Consider the following 20667-nt stretch of genomic DNA (forward strand, 5'->3'; position numbering starts at 1 on the left):
TGTGGCAAGGGCAAAAGTATCGCCCTTGCCACCATTCACTTACCCCACCACCCGCACCGCCCCCAGCAATCCGGATGGGCGACCCGCGCCCGCTTCCACCAGCAGCACGACCCGCCGGGCGTTCACCCCGGCGGGAAGGGGGGCTTCCAGCGGGCCGGCAGCGGGATCCCGCTTTTCTGCCATCTTCACCCCATCTACCCAAAGCTCCGCCCGGCCGCCAATGTCTTCGAAACGCAGGGTGCCGCCTTCGGTAGCCACGCGGCGCCAGGGGATGAAGCGGGTGCGGTAGAGGCGCCAGCCGACCGTATCTTCCGCCCTTGTCGGCACCCCGGCACGCACAAAGGCCCAACTGTTATTATCGCCATCGGCCGGGGCCAAACCCGGATCGGGGCGGATGGGGAAGGCGGGGGAGCGGCGCCATTCCCGCAGATCCATCCAGGGCGGGGTCACCGCCACCTGGTTGCGCGGTGTCGCTGCCACGCGCGGCAGGGTGAGGCGGGCGGGCGTCAGCCCATCGGCTTCCGCCACCAGCCGGATGCTGCCGGCACCTTGGTCAGCACGCAGGATGATCTGGGCCAGGCCGTTGAACAGGGACCGGCTGTTGCCCTGTTCCGGCTCATGGCTGTTGGGGTCGCCATTGCCGACACCGATGATGGCCGCCCCTTCCACCTGGAAGCGGGTCATCAGGTTAGCTGTGGGGACATGGCGGCCCTTGGCATCCACGGCATCCAGGGTGACGGGCTGCGCATCCTCCCCATCACCTGCCATGGCAGCGAAGGTGGGGGTAAGGCGCAGGGCTACCGGCGGGCCGGCGGTTTCTTGCACCGCGCGGGCGACAACCTTACCCCCGGTCAGGGCCAGCGCCTCAATCCGACCGGGTTCATAGGGCACCTGCCATTCATTGCCCATGATGCGGTCGGCCTTCTGGGTGCCGATCTCCCGCCCGTTCAGGCGCAGGGTGATCTCCTCGGCATTGGTGATGGCGAAGACCTGCACATTCTCCCCTTCACGACCGGGCCAGGTCCAGTGCGGGCTGAGGCTGATGGTGGGGGCATCATCGATCCAATGGGCGGCATGGATGCCAAAGGCGGTCTTGGGGAAGCCGCAGAGATCGAGAATGCCGAAGAAGCTGGCTATGGTTGGCCATTCATGGGGCGTGGGCTCACCATGATAATCAAACCCGGTCCAGACGAAACCACCCGCCACAAAGGGACGGTCGGCAATATTCTTCCAGCTTTGCCGATGGTTGGCCCCCCAGCTTGTCGCCTCCGTATCGTAAGAGGTGATGATGTGGCGTTCCGGATCGGTGTGGAAGGCGCCGCGCGTCTGATAGGCGCTGGTATCTTCTGAACTGGTGATCGGCTTGTCGGGGTTGGCCGCGTGAAACCGGTCGTAATGCTCCTGGTAGTAGTTGAAGCCCATCACATCTACGACGGTGGAGACATTCACCGGGTCGTAGAAGGAACCATTCATCGCCGCCGTCACCGGGCGGCTGTCATCCAGCCGCTTCACGGCGGCGGACATGCGGCGCACCATCTCCACGCCCGCTTCGGTCCCCTGCATCGGCTCCTCGTTGAAGACCGACCAGAGGATGACGGACGGGTGGTTGCGGTCGCGCCGGACCAGCCATTCCAACTGCGCCATGTAGTCGGGCGCGGGATTGAACTGCCGGTTCTCATCCATGACCAGAAAGCCCAGCCGGTCGCACCAATGCAGCATCTCTGCATTAGGGGCATTGTGCGACATGCGGATGGCGTTGCAGCCCATGGCTTTCAGCCGCTGCAAGCGCCAGAGGATCAGGCTGTCCGGCACGGCGACACCGACGCCGGCATGGTCCTGGTGCAGGCAGACACCCTTCAGCTTTACCGGCTGGTCGTTGAGGAAGAAGCCCTGGTTGGCATCGAAACGGATGGTGCGGAAGCCGATGAAGGTCGTGCGCTCATCCACCGTGCGGCCATCGCGCAGTACGCGGGTGCGCACGGAATAGAGGGTGGGGCTTGCCACCGACCAGAGGCGGGGGGAGGGGCCTGGCTCCAGCACCAAAGCCGCCGCGCCGTCCGCCAGCACCGGTACGGTGAGGCCGATGCGGCCCGTGGTGATCTCCCGCCCATCCGGGTCGAGCAGGGTGGCTTCCAGGGTGACGGGAACGGGAGAATTCTCGATATTCGTCAAGGTGGCGGTGACGGGCACGCGCCAGGTGCCGTCCGCGCCCTTGCGCGGGTCGCAATGGATGCCATCGGTGATGATCGATACCGGCGACCGTCTTGCCAGCCAGACATGGCGATAGAGCCCAGCCCCCTCGTACCACCAGCCTTCCATGGCGGTGGCGTCGGCGCGGATGGCGATGATGTTCAATTCATCGCCATAGCGCGCAAAGGGCGTCAGGTCGATATAGAGGCTGTTATAGCCGGACCAGTTATGGGCGACGATGGAGCCATTGACCCAGACGGTGGCATGGGTGGCGATGGCGCCGATCTGCAGCTCGATCCGCTTGCCACGGTCTGCCGGGTCCAGTCGCAGGGCGCGGCGATACCAGCCCACACCGCGGGGGCGATAGCCTTGGGAGATGTTGGCCGTTTCGACAAAGGGTTGCTCGGCCGCCCAGTCATGGGGCAGGCGTACCTCCCGCCAGTCGCTGTCATCATAGGTGATGGCAGCAGCACCAGGGGCGTTGCCAGCTTTCACCGACAGATATGTTGCGTGATGGCCCACCGGTTCCGGCATGGGGATGTCCCCTTCATGGAACCGCCAGCCCAGATCCAGCAGGATACGGGTCGGGTCCGTCTCTGGCAGGGTGGGGGCGGTGCCGGGCACGGGCGCCGGCATGGGGAAATTTGCATCCAGTGATATGGTGCTGGCCTTACCGGCCCCAAGGGCACTCGCCCACGGGCCGGTTGTCAGCAGGGCGGCGGTGCCGCTGGTGGCGAGCAGGAAATTGCGGCGGTCCATAGGACAAGCTCCATCGCCAGCGCCCGGCCTTGCGGGCGCTCTGGATTGGGGAGGGATGGAAGGGACGGCAAGCGTAAGCCTGCCCCTGTCATCATCCGGGGAGATGTCCGGATCCAGACGCCGCGACGGCGCCCGACCGGTCAGATGTCGCTCAACTCCGCGACGAAATCATAAGCGTCACCGCGATAGTAGGAGCGGGTAAATTCAGCGGCACGCCCGTCGCGCAGGAAGGCGCGCCGTTCAATCAACAGCCCGGCATGGCCGGCATCAACGCCCAGCATCTTGGCATGTTCGCCCAGGAAGGGCACAGCGCGCAGGCGCTGCAGCGCGCGCACGGGGCGGCTGCCGGCTTTTTCCAGGGCGGCATACAGGCTGTCGCCGACGGCATCGGCCGAGGGCAGGCAATAGCCGGCAATGGTGGAGAATTCCAGCGCCATCGGGATGTCGTCGGCATAGCGGATTCGGGCAAAGCGCAGCACTGGCGCGCCCGGCGACAGGCCAAGCGCCATTGCCTCTTCCGGGTTCACCTGTCCGGGCCCGCGGGAAATCCACTCGCTGCTGGCCTTGCGTCCGCGCGCGGCCATGTCCTCGGAGAAGGAAGAGAGTTTGGAGAAGCTTTTTTCCACCCGGCCAGCGACGAAAGTGCCGGCACCGCGGCGGCGCGTCAGCAGCCCTTCTTCCACCAGTCCGGCGATGGCTTTGCGCACGGTGATGCGGGAAATGTCATATTCGATGGCCAAGTCACGCTCGGGGGGAATCGCGTCACCCTGGGCCAGCACATTGTCGCTGATCGCGTCGCGGATGAGTTGCTGGAGCTGGATATAGAGCGGCGAGTGGTTATCCGCCCGGAAATGCCCCACCTGATCCGAAAACGCCATCTGTCCCTCTCTCCGGCGGCAATGGACGCCGCTTCTTCCCATATCCATCAGCAATATCCGATGCTTGGGCCAAGGGCAACCGGTATAGGTATAGATCCATATTGGTATGCTCGCTTTCGGAAGCCAAAAATCTGGCCCGGACGTGTTTCTCCCCTCCCGGGACCCCCTCAAAAGCCAATTGGGTCGCTGTTGGTATTGTTTGTAACGATCTGTGACTTTTCTGCCGCATGCATATGTAAGCACATGAAAATGTGACAGTTTTTGGTCCTTGGGACCGATAACAGAGTGTTGGCGGGTGAAAAGCCAGTATTGGGGCGAAAGCCAAGGAAATCCCTGCGACAAACTATATTCTGGCCTGTTTTCCGGAAGCGGCTATAGGACGGCAGCGTCCGGTGTTGGACGTAACAAACCCGTAATTCAGGTAGCACGTTTGGTATGGATTGGTTATGTTCGCTCTCGACACTGAAGGTGATCGGAACAACCGACTAAGACAGTGCGGAACGTGACCGGCCGGTCGGTACATCTCGCGAGGCGGGGTGACTTTCGCGGTCGATGCAGATCATGAACAGGGGACATGACTATGCGCTTGCGGCATCTCATTCTCATTACTTCGGCGCTGGCGGGTTTTGCTGGTGCTGCCCAGGCACAGGACGCCACCCAGGGTGGCGGCGAAGTGCTGGAAGAAATCATTGTTACCGGTATTCGCGGCAGCCTGCGCCAGGCCATTGAGGTCAAGCGTCAGGCCAATTCCGTCGTCGATGTGATTTCCGCTGAGGATGTCGGCAAGTTCCCGGACCGCAACGTTGCGGAATCGCTGTCCCACATTCCTGGCGTGTCCATCGACCGCCGTTTCGGTGAAGGCGAGAAGGTTGCCATCCATGGCACCGATCCGGCCCTGAACCGCATGCTGCTGAACGGCCATGCGCTGGCTTCGGCCGACTGGGGTGGCAACGATAACGACCCGTCCAGCCGTACCTTCAACTACTCCCTGCTGGCGCCGGAACTGGTGGACCGTCTTGAGGTCTACAAGTCTCCCGAGGCGCGCATCGAGGAAGGTTCGATCGGCGGCACGGTTATCGTCCGTACCCGCAAGCCGCTGGATATGGAAGCCAACTCCGTTTTCGGCTCGGCCGGTTATTCCTATAACGACCGTTCCGAGAAGGGCAATGTCCGCGCTTCCGGTCTTTATAGCTGGAAGAACGAGAACGAGACCCTGGGCATCCTCGGCGCGGTCACCTATGACCGCCAGCAGCTTGTCCGTTCCGGTGTCGAATTCTTCGGCTATGACAACACCAATGGCGGCAACAGCCCCTTCCTGACCACCAATGCGAATGGTCAGCGCGTGTTGAAGAACCCGAACGCTGTGATCACGGGTGGCACCGTCGCCGATCTGGATCAGGCTGTTTCGCCGTTCGGCATCAACTACGCCTATTTCCAGCAGGAACGTGAGCGCACCAGCGTTTCCGGTACCGTGCAGCTGCGCCCCACCGATGGGCTGACCCTGACGCTGAACGGCTTGCATATTGAAGGCGATTACAACAACTACAGCCAGTCCATGTACACCATTCCGGGTGCCTGGACCGGCGACAAGCTGACTGCCGCCACCATCGAAAATGGTGTCGTCACCGCCGCCAGCTTCGACCGGGCTTCCAGCCAGAGCGCCCAGTTGGATACCAATGTTCGCAGCACCACGCTGAAGACGAACATGATCAACCTGGACACCGAGTTCGAAGGAACCAGTGGTGTCAAGCTGACGCTCTCCTCCGGCTGGAGCAAGGCGACCGGCGGCCGTAACCCCGAATATCTGTTCAACACCCAGGTTGCGCTGCCCTTCAGCTATGCCTTCGCCAACAAGTCGGCGGATGTGAACTTTGTTGGCGATCTGACCGATCCGGCCAACTACTTCACCAACCGTGGTGTTGTGGCGCAGACCTATGATGGTCAGCCGCTGCTGGTTAATGGTCAGCAGCTTGTGGCCGCCCAGATCGGTGGCATCGATTACAGCCGCACCACCGACCGCGACATGTACACGGGCTTCGACATTGAATACCCGGTTGAGTTCGGTCCCTTCACCAAGATCCTGCTCGGCGGTCGTTACACCGATCACCTGAACAAGGTCGACAGCTCCGGCTCCAACGTTTACCTGCGTCAGTCGGCCCTGGCCTCGGCTTTGGGTGTTGAGACGGGCGTCACCCCGGGCGGCGTGTTCTCCGGCACCGGCGCCGGTGGCAATGCCACGCAGTACATGAACCTGTCGCGTGACGCCGTGCAGACCATTCTGGCGAACGCGATCAATGTTGACCTGGGCCGTCGTATCGGTGGTTCCAACCGCGTGGAAGAAACCACCACCGCCGGTTATATTCAGGCCAATTTTGAGCAGGGTGACTTCCGCGGTAACGTCGGTGGCCGTCTGATCCATACCGAAGATGTTGCCTCCTTCGGTCTGACCCGCATCGAGCCGAACGCGACCACGCCGCCGCGTCCGGTCTGGACGACGGAAAAGCAGGAATATACGAAGTTCCTGCCGGCCTTCAACATCGCCTACGACCTGCAGGAAGACGTGGTTCTGCGCGGTGCTGTTGCCAAGGTGCTCTCGCGTCCGCGTTATGGCGATCTGGCTGGCGCCACCTCGCAGAACGACACGACCAAGGATGCCAATGGCGGCAACCCGCAACTGAAGCCCTATGAGTCGACCAACTTCGAACTCTCGGCAGAATGGTATCCGCAGCAGGGCACCCTGCTGTCCTTGGAGCTGTTCCGCCGCGAGATCTCCAACTATGTCCTGAACTCCACCTCCCGGGTCCGTCTGTTCAACGGCCTGACCCAGCAATATGAGGATGGTTACAACCTGTCGGCGCCGGTCAATGCCGGTGATGCGGATGTGAATGGTATCCTGATTGCCGGTCAGACGGAAATCTGGAATGGCTTTGGTATTCAGGCCAACTACACCTTCTCCGACAGCTCGACCTCCAACAGCGATGCCAGCGGTGCGGCTCTGAACCTGCCGTACCTGTCCAAGCACACCGTGTCGCTGATCCCGTACTATGAGGAAGGTCCGTTCCAGGCCCGCCTCAGCTACAATTACCGGTCGGCCTATTTCCGTACCATCGGCCGCCTGGGCTCGCGTGAAATGGTGGCTCCGTACCACCAGCTCGACTTCTCCTCCAGCTATGAGCTGACCGACAATGTGTCCTTGACGGTCAATGCCCAGAACCTGCTGGACGAAGCCTATGTGCAGTATAATGGCAGCCGTGACCGTCCGACCGCCTTCTACAAGAATGGCCGGACCTTTGCGGCCAGCGTTTCCTACCGCATGTAACCTTCCCGACTTTCGGGATTGAGCGTACCGGATGCCCGGCCAGCAATGGCCGGGCATTTTTTTGTCTTTTTTGGTAACAAACGTCCTTTCTGCATGGACGTCGTGCGCTGCATTTGGCACGATACCATTTAGATATCAAATCGGACCTGAAGCGGACCGGAGACGATCTCACTTTCACCACGAAGCCCAAGATTCACGCGGATTTGGCAGTTTCCGCCATTGAGGCTTCGATAATACCAATACCTATCCAATGAGGCAGGGATGATACGAGCTGCATTGAGCATATCAATCGGGCTGGCGACGATGGTCGCCTCCACCGCGATAGCGCAAACATTACCGCCGCTCGTTCCTCTCCCGCAGAAAGTGGCTCCCGCATCCGGTAATTTTACGGTTTCCAACGGCGCCACCATCGCGGTCCCGCCGGGTGACGTGGGGGCGGCATCGGCTGCCCGTCTGCTTGTTACCCATGTCAAGACGGGACGCGGGCTGACGCTGGTGTTGGCGGAAACCGCCGGGTCCATCACGCTTGTCCGTGATGCCGCGGTCGTGGGGGAAGAAGCCTATAAGCTCACGGTTGATGGCAATGGCATCAAGGTTGTCGCCTCCGGTGATCGCGGCCTGATCTATGGCGCCATGACCGTGGCGCAGCTTTTGAGCCCTGACCACAATATCGGCAAGCCGGTGGTTGTACCGGCCCTGTCCATCGAGGATGCGCCGCGTTTCGGCTGGCGTGGTCTGATGGTCGACGTGGCGCGCCATTTCCAGCCCATCGAATTCCTGTACGGCATCGTCGATCAGATGGTGGCGGTGAAGCTGAACACGCTCCATATCCACCTGACCGACGACCAGGGCTGGCGCTTTGAGGTAAAGCAGTACCCGAAGCTGACCGAGCTTGGCGCCTGGCGCCAGGGCCCCAGCACCGGTGGCCCCGCCCCGACGGAAAAGGTCGGTGGCTTCTATACCCAGGAACAGTTGAAGGCGCTGGTCGCTTATGCCGCCGAGCGTGGCATCACCATCGTGCCGGAAATCGATCTGCCGGGCCACGCCCAGGCGCTGGTCGCCGCCTACCCGGAAATCGGCGTGTTTGGTGATCGCCCCGTTGTTTCCAATAATTGGGGCATCATGCCCTATCTGCTGAACCCGAATGAACAGGGCATGCAGTTCATCAAGAATGTGCTGGATGAGCTGATCGCCGTGTTCCCCGGCACCTTCATCCATCTGGGTGGTGACGAGGCCGTTAAGGACCAGTGGGAGCGCTCGGCCGAGGTTCAGGCCCAGATCAAGGCCCTGGGCTTGCGGGACGAGAACCACCTGCAGACCTGGGTGATTGACGAGCTGGGCGCCTATCTGGCCGAGAAGGGCCGCCGCCTGATCGGCTGGGATGAGATCTTGGATGGCGGGCTGCCGCCCTCGGCCTCCGTCATGTCCTGGCGGGGGGAGAAGGGGGCGGTCGCCGCCGCCAATATGGGCCATGATGTGGTGTTGAGCCCGGCGCCGATCCTCTATCTGGACAGTCTGCAAAGCGACCGCGCGGATGAGCCGCCGGGCCGCCTCTCCATCCAGACCCTGGCCGATGTCTATAAATACGATCCCATGCCGGCAGGCATCGCGGCGGACAAGGCCAAGCATGTCATGGGCGCCCAGGCCAATGCCTGGAGCGAGTATCTGGCCACCCCCTATCAGGTGCAGCATGTGATGTTCCCCCGCGCGGCGGCGGTGGCGGAAATCGTCTGGTCGGATAAGTACAAGCGCGATTTCGTCAGCTTCCTGGACCGGGTGCGGCCGCAGATGCAGCGCTGGGAGCGGGCCGGCGTGCAGGTTGCCGACAGTGCCTTCGCGGTCGATTTCAAACTGGATGGCACCCGTGGGGAAGCCCTGCGCGACAATAAGGTGAAGGTGAACCTGACCACCCAGGCCGGTTATGGCACCATCCGCTATACGCTGGATGGCAAGGAGCCGACGGCCAAGTCCAAGGCCTTCAAGGATACGCTGACGGTGAAGCCGGGCACCACCGTGCGCGCCGTTGCCTTCGACAAGGCGGGCCAGCCCACAGCATCCCCGCGCAGCTTTGACACCAGCCGGCAGGCGCTGTTGACCCGCAACGCGTCCGACATGGTGGCCTGCCCGCGCGGTTCCCTGGGTCTGCGCGTGCCGGCGACGGCTGGTGCCAAGGAAAATGCGCCCGCCTATAACATCAATATCTTTGATACCTGCACCGCCTATCCGGCGGCCCCGCTGGATGTGGCCAAGGGCTTCACCGTGGATGTCGTCCGTCTGGCCCGCCATTACGGTCTGGCGCATGAGGAAAAGGCCCTGCGCCGCCATTATGCCGTCACCACCCATGGCGAGCTGGTGATCAGCGCCAACTGCATTGAGGCCGCCAAGAGCGAAGGCAAGGTGAAGCCGACGGTCGTCGCCACCTTCCCGCTGCCGGACCCAAATACCGCACCCACCCGCTTCAGCTTCAGCGGCACTCTGCCGAAGATGGATGGCGATACCGATATGTGCTTCCAGTTCACCTCGTCCCTGCAAGACCCGCATTACGCGGTCCATAGCGTTACGCTGACGGAGAAGGCCCAATGAAAATCCGCGCCGCTCTCCTTTCCGTCCTGCTGCTGACCAGTTCCGCGCTGGCAGCGCCCAAGGATATCGTCTCCCTGGATGGTGCATGGCAGGTCCGTATCGACCCCGCCGATGCCGATGCCGCGAAGTCGCACCCCAAGGAAGCCAAGTGGTTCAAGGCGCAGGTGCCGGGTTCGGTGCAGCAGGATCTGCTGGCCGCTGGTCGCGTGCCCGACCCGTTCATGGGCATCAATGAGGCGCCGATCCAATGGGCCGGCCTGACCAACTGGCAGTTCCGCCGCACCATCGACGTGACGCCTGCCATGCTGGCGCGCGACAATCTGGAACTGGTGTTCGAGGGGCTGGACACGTTCGCCACCGTTACCGTCAATGGCAAGGCGCTGCTGTCCACCGACAATGCCCATCGCCGCTGGCGGGTGCCGGTGAAGCAGGCGCTCAAGGCGGGGGAGAACGAGATCATCGTCTCCATCGCCTCCCCCATCCGCACGCTGCAGCCCAAGGTGCTGGCGGAAGCCTTCCCGCTGCCCGGTGAATATGACAGTGCCTTCGGCGATGAGCCGAAGGGCAAGCAGACCAGCCCCTATATCCGCAAGCCGAAATACCAGTATGGCTGGGACTGGGGTCCCCGTCTGGTCAATATCGGCGTCTGGCAGCCGGTGAATCTTGAGGTCTGGGATGATGCCCGCGTCGATACGCTGCTGGTGCATCAGGAAGCGCTGAACGATGCGGAAGCGCGGCTGCTGGCCCGCTATCGCGTCGTGGCCGACAAGGAAACCACGGTCACGCTGACCACCAGCATCACTGCGCCCGATGGTTCAGTGCAGCAGGTGGAGCGCACGGCCAAGGTGGCCGCCGGCGTGAATGAGATCGCCGTGCCGGTGACCATCGACAAGCCGCAGCGCTGGTGGCCGGCAGGCTATGGTGCCCAGCCGCTTTACAAAGTTTCCGGCCAGTTGGGTGACGGGCAGGGGACCGCCGACAAGGTGGAACGCCGCATCGGCCTGCGCACCAGCGAGTTCATCCGCGAGAAGGGCAGCTTCGGCTTCAAGATCAACGGGGTGGAGATTTTCGCCAAAGGGGCCAACCTGATCCCGTTCGACAATTTCCCCGCCCGCGTGACGGAAGCCCAGATGCGCGACGTGCTGGAAAGCGCCCGCGACGCCAACATGAACATGATCCGCGTCTGGGGCGGCGGTTATTACCTGCACAAGCCCTTCTATGACATGGCGGACGAGCTGGGCATCATGATCTGGCAGGACTTCATGTTCGGTGGGGCTGTTACCCCGCCGGATGCGGAATTCCGCCATAGCGTGAAGGCCGAGGCTGAGGAGCAGGTGGAACGCCTGCAGGCCCATGCCTCCATCGTCGGCTGGGCTGGTAATAATGAGGTTCTGTCCGGCTGGGAGAACTGGTCCGACCGCAAGGCCTTCAAGAAGAAGGTCGGCCCGGATGAGCAGGAGCGCGTCGGCGTCGGCATGGCCGTGCTGTTCGACCGCGTGCTGCGCGATGCGGTGTTGAGCCGCTCGCCGGGTATTCCCTATTGGCCGGGTTCGCCGTCCACCGATTTCGAGGGGCCGACCGACACGGATGCCGATGGCGACCGCCATTTCTGGGATGTCTGGTCCGGGTCCAAGCCGGTGGAGAAGTACCTGGAATCCTGCCCGCGCTTCATGTCGGAATATGGCTTCCAGTCCATGCCGGACATGGCGACCATCCGCCAGTTCGCCGGTAAGGGTGATCTTGCCATCGACAGCCCGGTGCTGAAGGCGCACCAGAAGTTCCTGGCTGGTGAAGGCAATGCCCGCCTGCAGATGTATCTGGATCAGCGGCTGCGCCCGGCGAAGGATTTCGCTGATCTGGTTTATCTGACCCAGGCCAACCAGGCCCTGGCGATCGAGATGGCGGCCCGCCATCACCGCGCCTGCCGCCCGGTGACCTTGGGCTCCCTCTATTGGCAGATCAACGATACCTGGCCGGCCATTTCCTGGGCCAGCATGGATTATTACGGTCGCTGGAAGCTGCTGCATTACGCGGCCCGCCGCTTCTTCGCGCCGCAGGCCATCGCCACCCAGTATGGTGAGGGAACGACACGGGTTTCTGTGGTGTCTGACGCCACGCAGCCGATGGAGGGTACATGGCGTATCCGGTCCTTCGATATGGCTGGCAATGTCCTTGCCACTTATCAGGAGGCCGTCACCCTGGCGCCGCTGAGTGCCACCGAAGTCGCCAAGATTGCTGATGCCGACTTGTTCCGGGACAGCGATGCCAAGGCCAGCTATGCCGTGGCGGAACTGATCATCGACGGCAAAACCGTTTCCCGCACCGTTGTGGAACGCGCCCTGCCCAAGGACATGGCCTATCCCGCCCCCGGCCTGAAGGCTGAATGGGAGGGCAAGAAGGTGACGATCACGGCCGGCGCCCTGGCGCGTGTGGTCATGCTGGATTTCGGCGCCACCGCCGCCCAGCCGTCCGATGACGGGTTCGACCTGTTGCCGGGTGAAAGCATCACCATTGATGTCCGCTCCGATGCCTCCGCCGCCGCGCTGAAGCGCGCGCTGACCCTCCGGACCCTGGGACCGCAATAATGATCCGCCGTTTATTGCTGCTTGCTGCCACCGCGCTGTCCACCAGCGCGGTTGCGGCCCCCGTGGATGACACGGTCGCCAAGGCCATCGCCACGATGACTTTGGAAGAAAAGGCTGCCCAGTTGCAAAGCACGGCGCCGGCCAACCCCAAGGTCGGTATCCCCGCCTTCGACTGGTGGAATGAGGGGCTGCATGGGCTGGCCCGCAACGGCTATGCCACCGTGTTCCCCCAGGCGGTCGGCCTTGCCGCCACCTGGGATACCGCGTTGATGCAGAAGGTGGGCGATGTTGTCGCCACCGAGGCGCGGGCGAAATACAATGCCAAGCCCGCCGATGCCGACCGCCGCATCTTTGAAGGGCTGACCATCTGGTCGCCCAATATCAACATCTTCCGTGATCCGCGCTGGGGTCGGGGGCAGGAGACTTATGGCGAAGACCCGCATTTGACCGGTGCCATGGGTGTCGCCTTCATCAAGGGTTTGCAGGGGCCGGACCCCAGCCAGCCCAAAGTGATCGCCACGCCCAAGCATCTGGCCGTGCATAGCGGGCCAGAGGCTGGGCGCGACAGTTTCAGTGTCGATGTCAGCCCGCAGGATCTGGAATCCACATATCTGCCGGCCTTCCGCCAGACCATCATTGAGGGCGAAGCCCAGTCCCTGATGTGCGCCTACAACGCCATCCATGGCGTGCCGGTCTGCGCCATGCCGGCGCTGATGGTGGACCGTCTGCGCAAGGATTGGGGCTTCAAGGGTCTTACCGTGTCGGATTGCGACGCGGTGGCCAATGTCCATATGTTCCACCATTACCGTCTTGATGCGGCGGCTGCCTCTGCCGTCAGCCTGAAGGGCGGCACGGACCTGAATTGTGGCAACACCTATGCCGCCTTGCCGGAGGCGGTGAAGCGCGGTCTGGTGACGGAAGCGGAAATCGACACCGTCCTGGCCCGCGCCCTGGAAGCGCGCCGGGTGCTGGGCACGGCCTTCGGCGCGCCCAGCAAATGGTCCAGCATCACACCCGATCAGGTGAATACGCCCGCCCACCGCGCGCTCGCGCTGGAAGCGGCGCGCAAGGCCATCGTTCTGCTGAAGAACGATAACAATATCCTGCCGCTGAAGCCGGGTACGCGCATCGCCGTGATCGGCCCCAATGCCGATGATCTGGGCGTGCTGGAGGCCAGCTATAAGGGCGCGGCGCTGAACGGGGTGACCCCGCTGGACGGCCTGCGCCGCCAGTTCGGCCCGCAGAATGTCCGCTACGCTCAGGGCTCCGTCCTGGTGGATACGGCGTCCGTCACCATGCCGGAAACTGCCTTCCAGGCCGATGGCAAGCCGGGGCTGAAGGCTGAGTATTTCAACAGCTCCACCGTCACTGGCACACCGGTGCTGACCCGTCAGGATCGGCGGGTGGATTACAATTTCGCCCGCACTTCCCCGTTGCCGCAACTGGACCCGAAGTCGTTTGCGGTGCGCTGGACCGGCCAGTTCGTGCCGCCCGGTCCGGGCCGCTATGTGCTGGCGCTGGATGTCCCGTTGTGCTGGAAGGACTGCAAACGCCATGATGAGGTGCGGCTGTGGATCGACGGCAAGCAACTGCATGACGGTGTGCTGAGCAAGAACCGGATCGAAATCCCCTATGTCAGCGATGGCAAGCCGGTCGATCTGCGCCTGGAGCTGGACCATTATGGCGAGGATGAAGGGCTGCGCCTGATGTGGCAGGCCCCGGCCGAGCCGCTGCTGGCCCAGGCCTTGACGGCGGCGGCCGATGCCGATGTCATCGTCGCCATGGTCGGCCTGACCGCCGATCTGGAGGGCGAGGCCCTGCAGGTGACGGTGCCCGGCTTTGTCGGCGGCGACCGCACGGAAATTGAACTGCCGCTGATCCAGCGCCGGCTGTTGCAGGCCCTGCGCGACACGGGCAAGCCCATGGTTGTGGTGCTGGCCAGTGGCAGTGCGGTGACCATCGACCCGGCCCTGGCCGATGCCATGCTGGCCGCCTGGTATCCGGGGGAAGAGGGTGGTACCGCCATCGCCGAGACGCTGGTGGGCCTGAATAACCCGTCCGGCCGCCTGCCGGTGACCATCTATCAGAAGACCAGCGACCTGCCGGCCTTTGTCGATTACGGCATGAAGGAGCGCACCTATCGCTTCTTCACCGGCACACCGCTTTATGGCTTCGGCCATGGCCTGTCCTATACCAGCTTCGGCTATGACCGGATCAAGGCCAAGGCGGGCGATACCAAGTCCAATGTCACCGTGTCGGTGCGTGTCAGCAACAAGGGCACGCTGGCAGGGGACGAGGTGGTGCAGGCCTATATCGTGCCGCCCGCCGTCAAGGGTCCGCGCACCATGACGACGCCGGTGCTGCAACGCCAACTGGTGGGCTTCACCCGCGCCAACCTGAAGCCCGGCAAGGGCACGGAAGTGTCCTTCACGCTCGACCCGCGCAGCCTGTCCGTTGTGGCACGGGATGGTACCCGCACGGTGCAGCCGGGAACCTACAAGCTGTGGATCGGCGGCGGCCAGCCGGGCGGCACCGCCCCTGGCGTCTGGACCGAATTCACCCTGCAAGGCGAAAGCTGGGAGCTGCCGAAATGATCGATCGTCGTTCTTTTATCGCCTCGGGCATCGCCGCCAGCACCGTCCTGGCTGCCGGCCCTGTCCTTGCCCGCACCGAGGGTGGCTTCAAGAGCAATCGCCCCGCTGTTGGGGACCGCCTGTTTACCAGTAAGGCGGTGGAGCAGGAGATCAAGCGCGTCTCGTCCAAGATCGCTGATCCCAAGCTGCGCTGGATGTTCACCAACTGCTATCCCAATACGCTGGATACGACGGTGAAGATGGGCACGGTGGATGGCAAGCCGGACAGCTTCGTCATCACCGGCGATATTCCCTGCCTGTGGCTGCGCGATTCCGCCGCCCAGGTGAAGCCATACCTGCATCTGGCGCGCCAGGATAAGGAGTTGCAGCGTCTGTTCCAGGGGCTGATCAACCGGCAGGCCCGGTCCATCCTGATCGACCCGTATGCCAATGCCTTCATGGAAGACCCGTCGGCGCCGACGAACCTGAAATGGGCGCTGGAAGACCAGACTGACATGAAGCCCGGCGTGGCGGAGCGGAAATGGGAGATCGACAGTCTCTGCTATTTCCTGCGCCTCTCCTACAGCTATTGGAAGGAAATGGGGGACAAGACCCCCTATGACGCGGCCTGGGTGGAAGCCGCCAAGGCCGTGATCCGTACCTTCCGCGAACAACAGCGCAAGGATGGGCCGGGGCCCTACCGCTTCCTGCGGGCCAGCAATCGCCCGACCGAAACCATGATGCTGTATGGTTATGGTGCGCCGTCGCGGCCGGTGGGGATGATCCATTGCGGTTTCCGTCCCTCGGATGATGCCTGCGTCTACCCCTTCTTCGTTCCGGCCAATTTCTTCGCGGTCACCACGCTGCGCGAACTGGCGGTGCTGGCCAATGATGTGGTTGGCGATGCCAATCTGGCCAATGAGGCCAAGGCATTGGCGGATGAGGTGGAGAAGGCCCTGCACCAGTACGGCAAGACCCGTCTGCTGGATGGCAGCGAGGTCTGGGCCTTTGAGGTGGATGGCTACGGCAATGCCCTGTTCATGGACGATGCCAACACGCCGTCGCTTTCGTCGATGGCCTATCTGGGCAGTGTCGATTTCGCTGATCCGCTGTGGCAGCGCACCCGCGATGCCTGCTGGAGCGAGAACAATCCCTATTTCTCCCGCGGCAAGGCGGTCGAAGGGATCGGCGGCCCGCATGTGGGGTTGGGCCAAGTCTGGCCCATGTCGCTGACCATGCGGGCACTGTCCAGCAATGATGACGCTACCATCCGTACCTGCCTCAAGATGCTGCGCGACAGCGATGCCGGCACCGGCTTCATGCATGAGGCGGTGGATCATGATGATCCGACCAAATTCACCCGCGACTGGTTCGCCTGGGCCAATGGGCTGTTCGGCGAGATGATCCTGCATCTGGCCGACACAAAGCCGCATCTGCTGAAAGAGGTGCTGTGATGGCTATCAGCCGCCGCCAACTCCTGATTTCGACCGCCCTTGGCGGGGCCGCTATGGGCTTGGGCTTGCCGCGGCTCGCCTGGGCTGCCACGTCCGCCGCCGCGCCCAACCTGTTCATCGGTACTGGCGGGGATGGGCACACCTATCCCGGTCCGACCTTGCCGTTCGGCATGGTGCAGTTGGGTCCGGATACGGATGTGGAGCGCTGGGACACCTGCTCCGGTTATCATCGCGACGACACGTCCATCCTGGGCTTCTCCCACACCCATCTGTCGGGCACCGGCATTGGCGACATGCTGGATGTGCTGGTGGTGCCGACGGCGGGTGACAAGGTGCAGCTCACCCCCGGCACCATGGCCGATCCGGATTCAGGATACCGCCAGCGCTTCAAGGATGAGGTGGCGGAACCGGGTTATTATGCCGTATCGCTGGAAAGCGGCGTGCGTGCCGAACTGACAGTGACGGCCCGCACCGGCTATCACCGTTACCAGTTCCCGCAAGGGCCGGGCCATCTGCTGATTGACCTGTCGCATCTGGTGCTGGACAAGACTGACCAGCCGCCGCTGATCCAGGATGCCGGCATGGAACTGGCCGCCGATGGCACGCTGACGGGTCACCGCACGGTGAACCGTTGGGCCAAAAGGCGGCGCATTTACTTCGCCATGCAGTTCTCCCGCGCGCCGGATCGGGTCGGCTTTTATGCCGATGAGGATGCGGCCCAGCCCGCCGGTTCCACCAAGGTGGAAGGCCGTCGGCTGAAGGCGCTGGTCCAGTTCGGGCAAGCCGGTGGGGAGCCGATCCTGATCCGTTGCGGCATTTCGGGTGTGGACCGCGATGGCGCGCTGGCCAACCTGAAGGCCGAAGCGACACACTGGGATTTTGATGCCGTGCGCCGGGCGGCGGCATCTGTTTGGGCCGACACGCTGGGCACCATCCAGGTTGAAGGCGGCAGCGAAGACCAGCGCACCATCATGACCACCGCGCTGTATCATGCGCAACTGGCACCCACCCTGTTCTCCGACGTGGATGGGCGCTATCTGGGCATGGATGGCAAGGTGCATCATGTGCCGGCGGGTGGTGCCGCCCACAGCACCTGGTCGCTGTGGGATACCTACCGTGCCGTGCATCCGCTGTTCACCCTGGTGGCCCCGGACAAAACCAAGCAACTGATCGATGATCTGATCCGCCAGACGGCGCAATCGCCGTTCGGCCCGCTGGTCTGGCAGTTGCAGGCCAAGGAAACCGGCACCATGATCGGCTGGCATGGCGTGGTGCCACTGGCTGAGGCGCACGCCAAGGGGATCGAGGCGGATTATGCCGCTGCCTGGCCCGCCATCCGCCGCCGCAGCTTCGACTTCACGGCGCCGGACAAGGATAACAGCCTGGGGCGCGACCTTTATGACCGCATGGGCTTTGTGCCGGCGGACAAGGTGTTTGAAAGCGTCAGCCGCACCCAGGAATATGCCTATGATGATTGGGCCAGTTCCCGCCTTGCCCGCGCCATCGGGGAGACGGCGGACGCCCAGCGCCTGACGCGCCGATCCGCCAACTGGATCAACACCATTGATCCATCCATCGGTTTCGCGCGCCCGCGCTTTGCCGATGGTTCCTGGTGGGAACCCTATGATCCCATCCAGTTGGGCCATATGCCCAAACCCTGGTGGCGGGATTATACGGAGGCCAATGGCTGGCAGGCGACCTTCCTGCACCAGCATGATATATATAACTTCATCGCCCATCTGGGCGGCGACGCGAAGTTTGAGGCCAAGCTGGACGCTTTGTTCAATGCGCCGTCGACCCTGCCCGACAATGCGCCGCCGGATATTGCCGGGCTGGTTGGGCAATATGCCCATGGCAATGAGCCGGACCAGCACGCGCCCTATCTCTATGCCTATGTCGGTGCACCCTGGAAGACCCAGGCGATGGTGCGGCGGCTGTGCGTGGAGATGTATCACAACGCGCCCAAGGGCATTATCGGCAACGATGATTGCGGCCAGATGAGCGCATGGTTCGTCTTCTCCGCCCTTGGCTTCTATCCGGTTGATCCGGTGGAGGCCGTCTATGTCTTCGGCTCGCCCTTGTTCGAGCGGGCAGCGGTAAAGGTCGGGAATGGTCGTACGCTGGTGGTGGAAGCCCCCGGCAACAGCGCCGACACGCCTTATGTCCGTGCGGTGGAATGGAACGGCCAGCCCTGGAGCAAGAGCTGGATCGCGCATAAGGATCTGGTTCAGGGCGGTACGCTGCGCTTCACCATGTCCAAGGAACCGAACCCCAATTTTGGCGCCAAGATCGCCGACCGGCCGCCTTCGGGTGGCCGTGGCGCCGGCCAGAGCTAAAGAAGGAAGCCCCGAGATGACCGCCTTTTCCCGGCGTACCCTGCTTGCCACCAGCCTGGCCGCTGGCACGCTTCCGGCCCTGTCGGCTGTTGCGGCCCCGCGCATGAACGCGCCCAAACCCTATGGCGCCACGCCCAGCCCGCGCCAATGGCGCTGGCATGGCATCGGCAGCTATGCCTTCATCCATTTCTCCATCAATACCTTCACCGACAAGGAATGGGGCTATGGGGATGAAGATCCCAGCCTGTTCAACCCCACCGATTTCGATGCCGACCAGATCGTCGGCGCGGCGAAGGCGGGTGGATTGCGCGGCATCCTGCTGACGGCAAAGCACCATGACGGCTTCTGCCTCTGGCCGACCAAACTGACGGAACATTGTATCCGCAACAGCCCCTACAAGAACGGGCAGGGCGATATCGTCCGCGAATTTGCCGATGCGTGTAAGCGGGCTGGCATGCTGTTCGGGCTCTATCTGTCGCCCTGGGACCGCAACCATGCTGAATATGGCCGCCCGGCTTATGTCGACTATTTCCGCGCCACGCTGACCGAGCTTTGCACCCAGTATGGTGAGCTGTTCGAGGTCTGGTTCGACGGGGCCAATGGCGGCGACGGTTATTATGGCGGTGCGCGGGAAGCCCGCAAGATCGACGCGCCGAAATATTACAACTGGCCCGACATGGTGGCCCTGGTCCATAAGCTGCAGCCCAACGCCTGCACCTTCGACCCGCTGGGCGCCGATATCCGCTGGGTGGGCAATGAGGACGGCGTGGCCGGTGACCCCTGCTGGCCGACCATGCCCAACAAGCCCTATGACCAGGAAGAGGGTAATTCCGGCGTGCGCGGTGGCGAGCTTTGGTGGCCGACGGAAACCAACGTCTCCATCCGGCCCGGCTGGTTCTACCACGCGGATGAGGATTCCAAGGTCAAGAGCCCGGAACGGCTGGTAAAGCTGTTCGACGAAAGCATCGCCCGCGGCACCAACCTGAACCTGAACCTGCCGCCGGACCGGCGCGGCCACATCCCCGATCAGGATGTGAAGATCCTGAAATCCTTCGGTGATGCGATGCGCGCCACCTTTGCCAAGGATCTGGCGCAGGGTGCTGTCGCCTATGCCAGCCATAGCCGGGGACCGGGGTTTGAGCCGTCGCTGGTGCTGGATGGCGACCGCGAGACCTACTGGTCCACACCGGACGACGTGACCAAGCCGGCTTTGACGCTGGAACTGAAGCCCGGCACGACCTTCGACCTGATCCGCATTGCCGAATATCTGCCGTTGGGCGTGCGCGTCACCCGCTTTGCACTGGATGCGGAGATTGATGGCCAGTGGCAGGTGCTGGCGGAGCATGAATGTATCTCCCAGCAGCGTGTCGTTCGGCTGAAGGCACCGATCACGCCGACCAAGGTGCGGCTGCGCATCGTGGACGCGCCGGTGTGCCCGGCGATCACCGAATTCGCTCTGTTCCGCGCCGTTGCCCCGGTGTCGGTGCCGGCCATCGTTTCCACCGATCCGACCGTGCTGGATGTGACAAAGTGGAAGGTGGTGGAGGCAACGGCGCCGAAGGCGGAAAAGCTGTTGGATAATGATGCCCAGACCATCTGGATCATGGAAGCGCCGCAGCCGGGCGCGCCGGCCAGCGTGACGGTCGATCTGGGGGCGGATACCAATCTGGCCGGCTTCAGCCTGACACCCTCGCGTCAGGTGATGACCGGTGCGGCCCCGCCGAAGGGCTATGTCGCGGAAACCAGCCTGGACGGCAAGTCCTGGCAGGCCGGTGCGGCGGGCGAGTTCTCCAACATCGCTTATGCCCTGGCAACCCAGCGCATCCCGTTCGACGCCCCGCGCAAGACCCGCTTCCTGCGGCTGCGCTTCGCGGAAACGGCGGTAGCGATGCCGCGCATGGCTATCGCCGGGATCGGCGGCTTCACGCCACGGTCGTAAAGTCCGGATGATGCTGAAGGCGCGGGGGGAGACTTCCGCGCCTTTTTCTTT

General features: G+C 63.1%; 9 protein-coding genes. 7 read left to right on the forward strand and 2 right to left on the reverse strand.

Translation table 11 applies throughout. The annotated features are described in order from the left end of the window. Window positions 1-39: 39 nt before the first annotated feature. Window positions 40-2949, reverse strand: coding sequence for a beta-galactosidase GalA (galA, locus tag G473_RS0110525; protein ID WP_029013062.1), 2910 nt, complete (start codon window positions 2947-2949; stop codon window positions 40-42). A gap of 140 nt (window positions 2950-3089) precedes the next feature. After that, entirely contained in the window at window positions 3090-3827 is a 738-nt protein-coding gene (locus tag G473_RS0110530; RefSeq protein WP_029013063.1) for a GntR family transcriptional regulator, read from the reverse strand. 574 nt (window positions 3828-4401) lie between these two features. Between G473_RS0110530 and G473_RS0110535 the strand changes: the two genes are divergently transcribed. The 7 genes from G473_RS0110535 to G473_RS0110565 all read left to right on the forward strand — a co-directional run bounded on the left by G473_RS0110535 (window position 4402) and on the right by G473_RS0110565 (window position 20616). After that, a complete protein-coding gene (locus tag G473_RS0110535) occupies window positions 4402-7146 on the forward strand; it encodes a TonB-dependent receptor (RefSeq protein WP_029013064.1) in 2745 nt (914 codons plus the stop codon). Between the two features lie 276 nt (window positions 7147-7422). Beyond that, complete coding sequence (locus tag G473_RS0110540) at window positions 7423-9729, forward strand: beta-N-acetylhexosaminidase (protein ID WP_029013065.1); 2307 nt, start codon at window positions 7423-7425, stop codon at window positions 9727-9729. Beyond that, window positions 9726-12314, forward strand: a complete 2589-nt coding sequence (locus tag G473_RS0110545; protein ID WP_029013066.1) for a beta-mannosidase — start codon at window positions 9726-9728, stop codon at window positions 12312-12314. The genes G473_RS0110540 and G473_RS0110545 overlap by 4 nt, the downstream gene beginning before the upstream one ends. Continuing rightward, window positions 12314-14908 (forward strand): glycoside hydrolase family 3 C-terminal domain-containing protein, encoded by a 2595-nt coding sequence (locus G473_RS0110550; RefSeq protein ID WP_029013067.1) that lies wholly within the window; start codon window positions 12314-12316, stop codon window positions 14906-14908. Before G473_RS0110545 ends, G473_RS0110550 begins: the two co-directional genes overlap by 1 nt. Beyond that, window positions 14905-16341 (forward strand): glycoside hydrolase family 125 protein, encoded by a 1437-nt coding sequence (locus G473_RS0110555; protein ID WP_029013068.1) that lies wholly within the window; start codon window positions 14905-14907, stop codon window positions 16339-16341. Before G473_RS0110550 ends, G473_RS0110555 begins: the two co-directional genes overlap by 4 nt. Then, window positions 16341-18677, forward strand: coding sequence for a GH92 family glycosyl hydrolase (locus G473_RS0110560; RefSeq protein ID WP_035706493.1), 2337 nt, complete (start codon window positions 16341-16343; stop codon window positions 18675-18677). Before G473_RS0110555 ends, G473_RS0110560 begins: the two co-directional genes overlap by 1 nt. Before the next feature lie 16 nt (window positions 18678-18693). Next, on the forward strand, window positions 18694-20616 hold the full coding sequence (locus G473_RS0110565) for an alpha-L-fucosidase (protein ID WP_029013070.1): 1923 nt from the start codon (window positions 18694-18696) through the stop codon (window positions 20614-20616). Window positions 20617-20667 lie beyond the last annotated feature (51 nt).

It is taken from the genome of Niveispirillum irakense DSM 11586, from assembly GCF_000429645.1.
GTDB lineage: Bacteria > Pseudomonadota > Alphaproteobacteria > Azospirillales > Azospirillaceae > Niveispirillum > Niveispirillum irakense.

Excerpts from the sequence above, each read along its gene's own strand:
- galA (WP_029013062.1), bottom strand. The coding sequence starts at position 2,949 with ATGGACCGCCGCAATTTCCTGCTCGCCACCAGCGGCACCGCCGCCCTG.
- G473_RS0110530 (WP_029013063.1), bottom strand. The coding sequence starts at position 3,827 with ATGGCGTTTTCGGATCAGGTGGGGCATTTCCGGGCGGATAACCACTCG.
- G473_RS0110535 (WP_029013064.1), top strand. The coding sequence starts at position 4,402 with ATGACTATGCGCTTGCGGCATCTCATTCTCATTACTTCGGCGCTGGCG.
- G473_RS0110545 (WP_029013066.1), top strand. The coding sequence starts at position 9,726 with ATGAAAATCCGCGCCGCTCTCCTTTCCGTCCTGCTGCTGACCAGTTCC.
- G473_RS0110550 (WP_029013067.1), top strand. The coding sequence starts at position 12,314 with ATGATCCGCCGTTTATTGCTGCTTGCTGCCACCGCGCTGTCCACCAGC.
- G473_RS0110555 (WP_029013068.1), top strand. The coding sequence starts at position 14,905 with ATGATCGATCGTCGTTCTTTTATCGCCTCGGGCATCGCCGCCAGCACC.
- G473_RS0110560 (WP_035706493.1), top strand. The coding sequence starts at position 16,341 with ATGGCTATCAGCCGCCGCCAACTCCTGATTTCGACCGCCCTTGGCGGG.
- G473_RS0110565 (WP_029013070.1), top strand. The coding sequence starts at position 18,694 with ATGACCGCCTTTTCCCGGCGTACCCTGCTTGCCACCAGCCTGGCCGCT.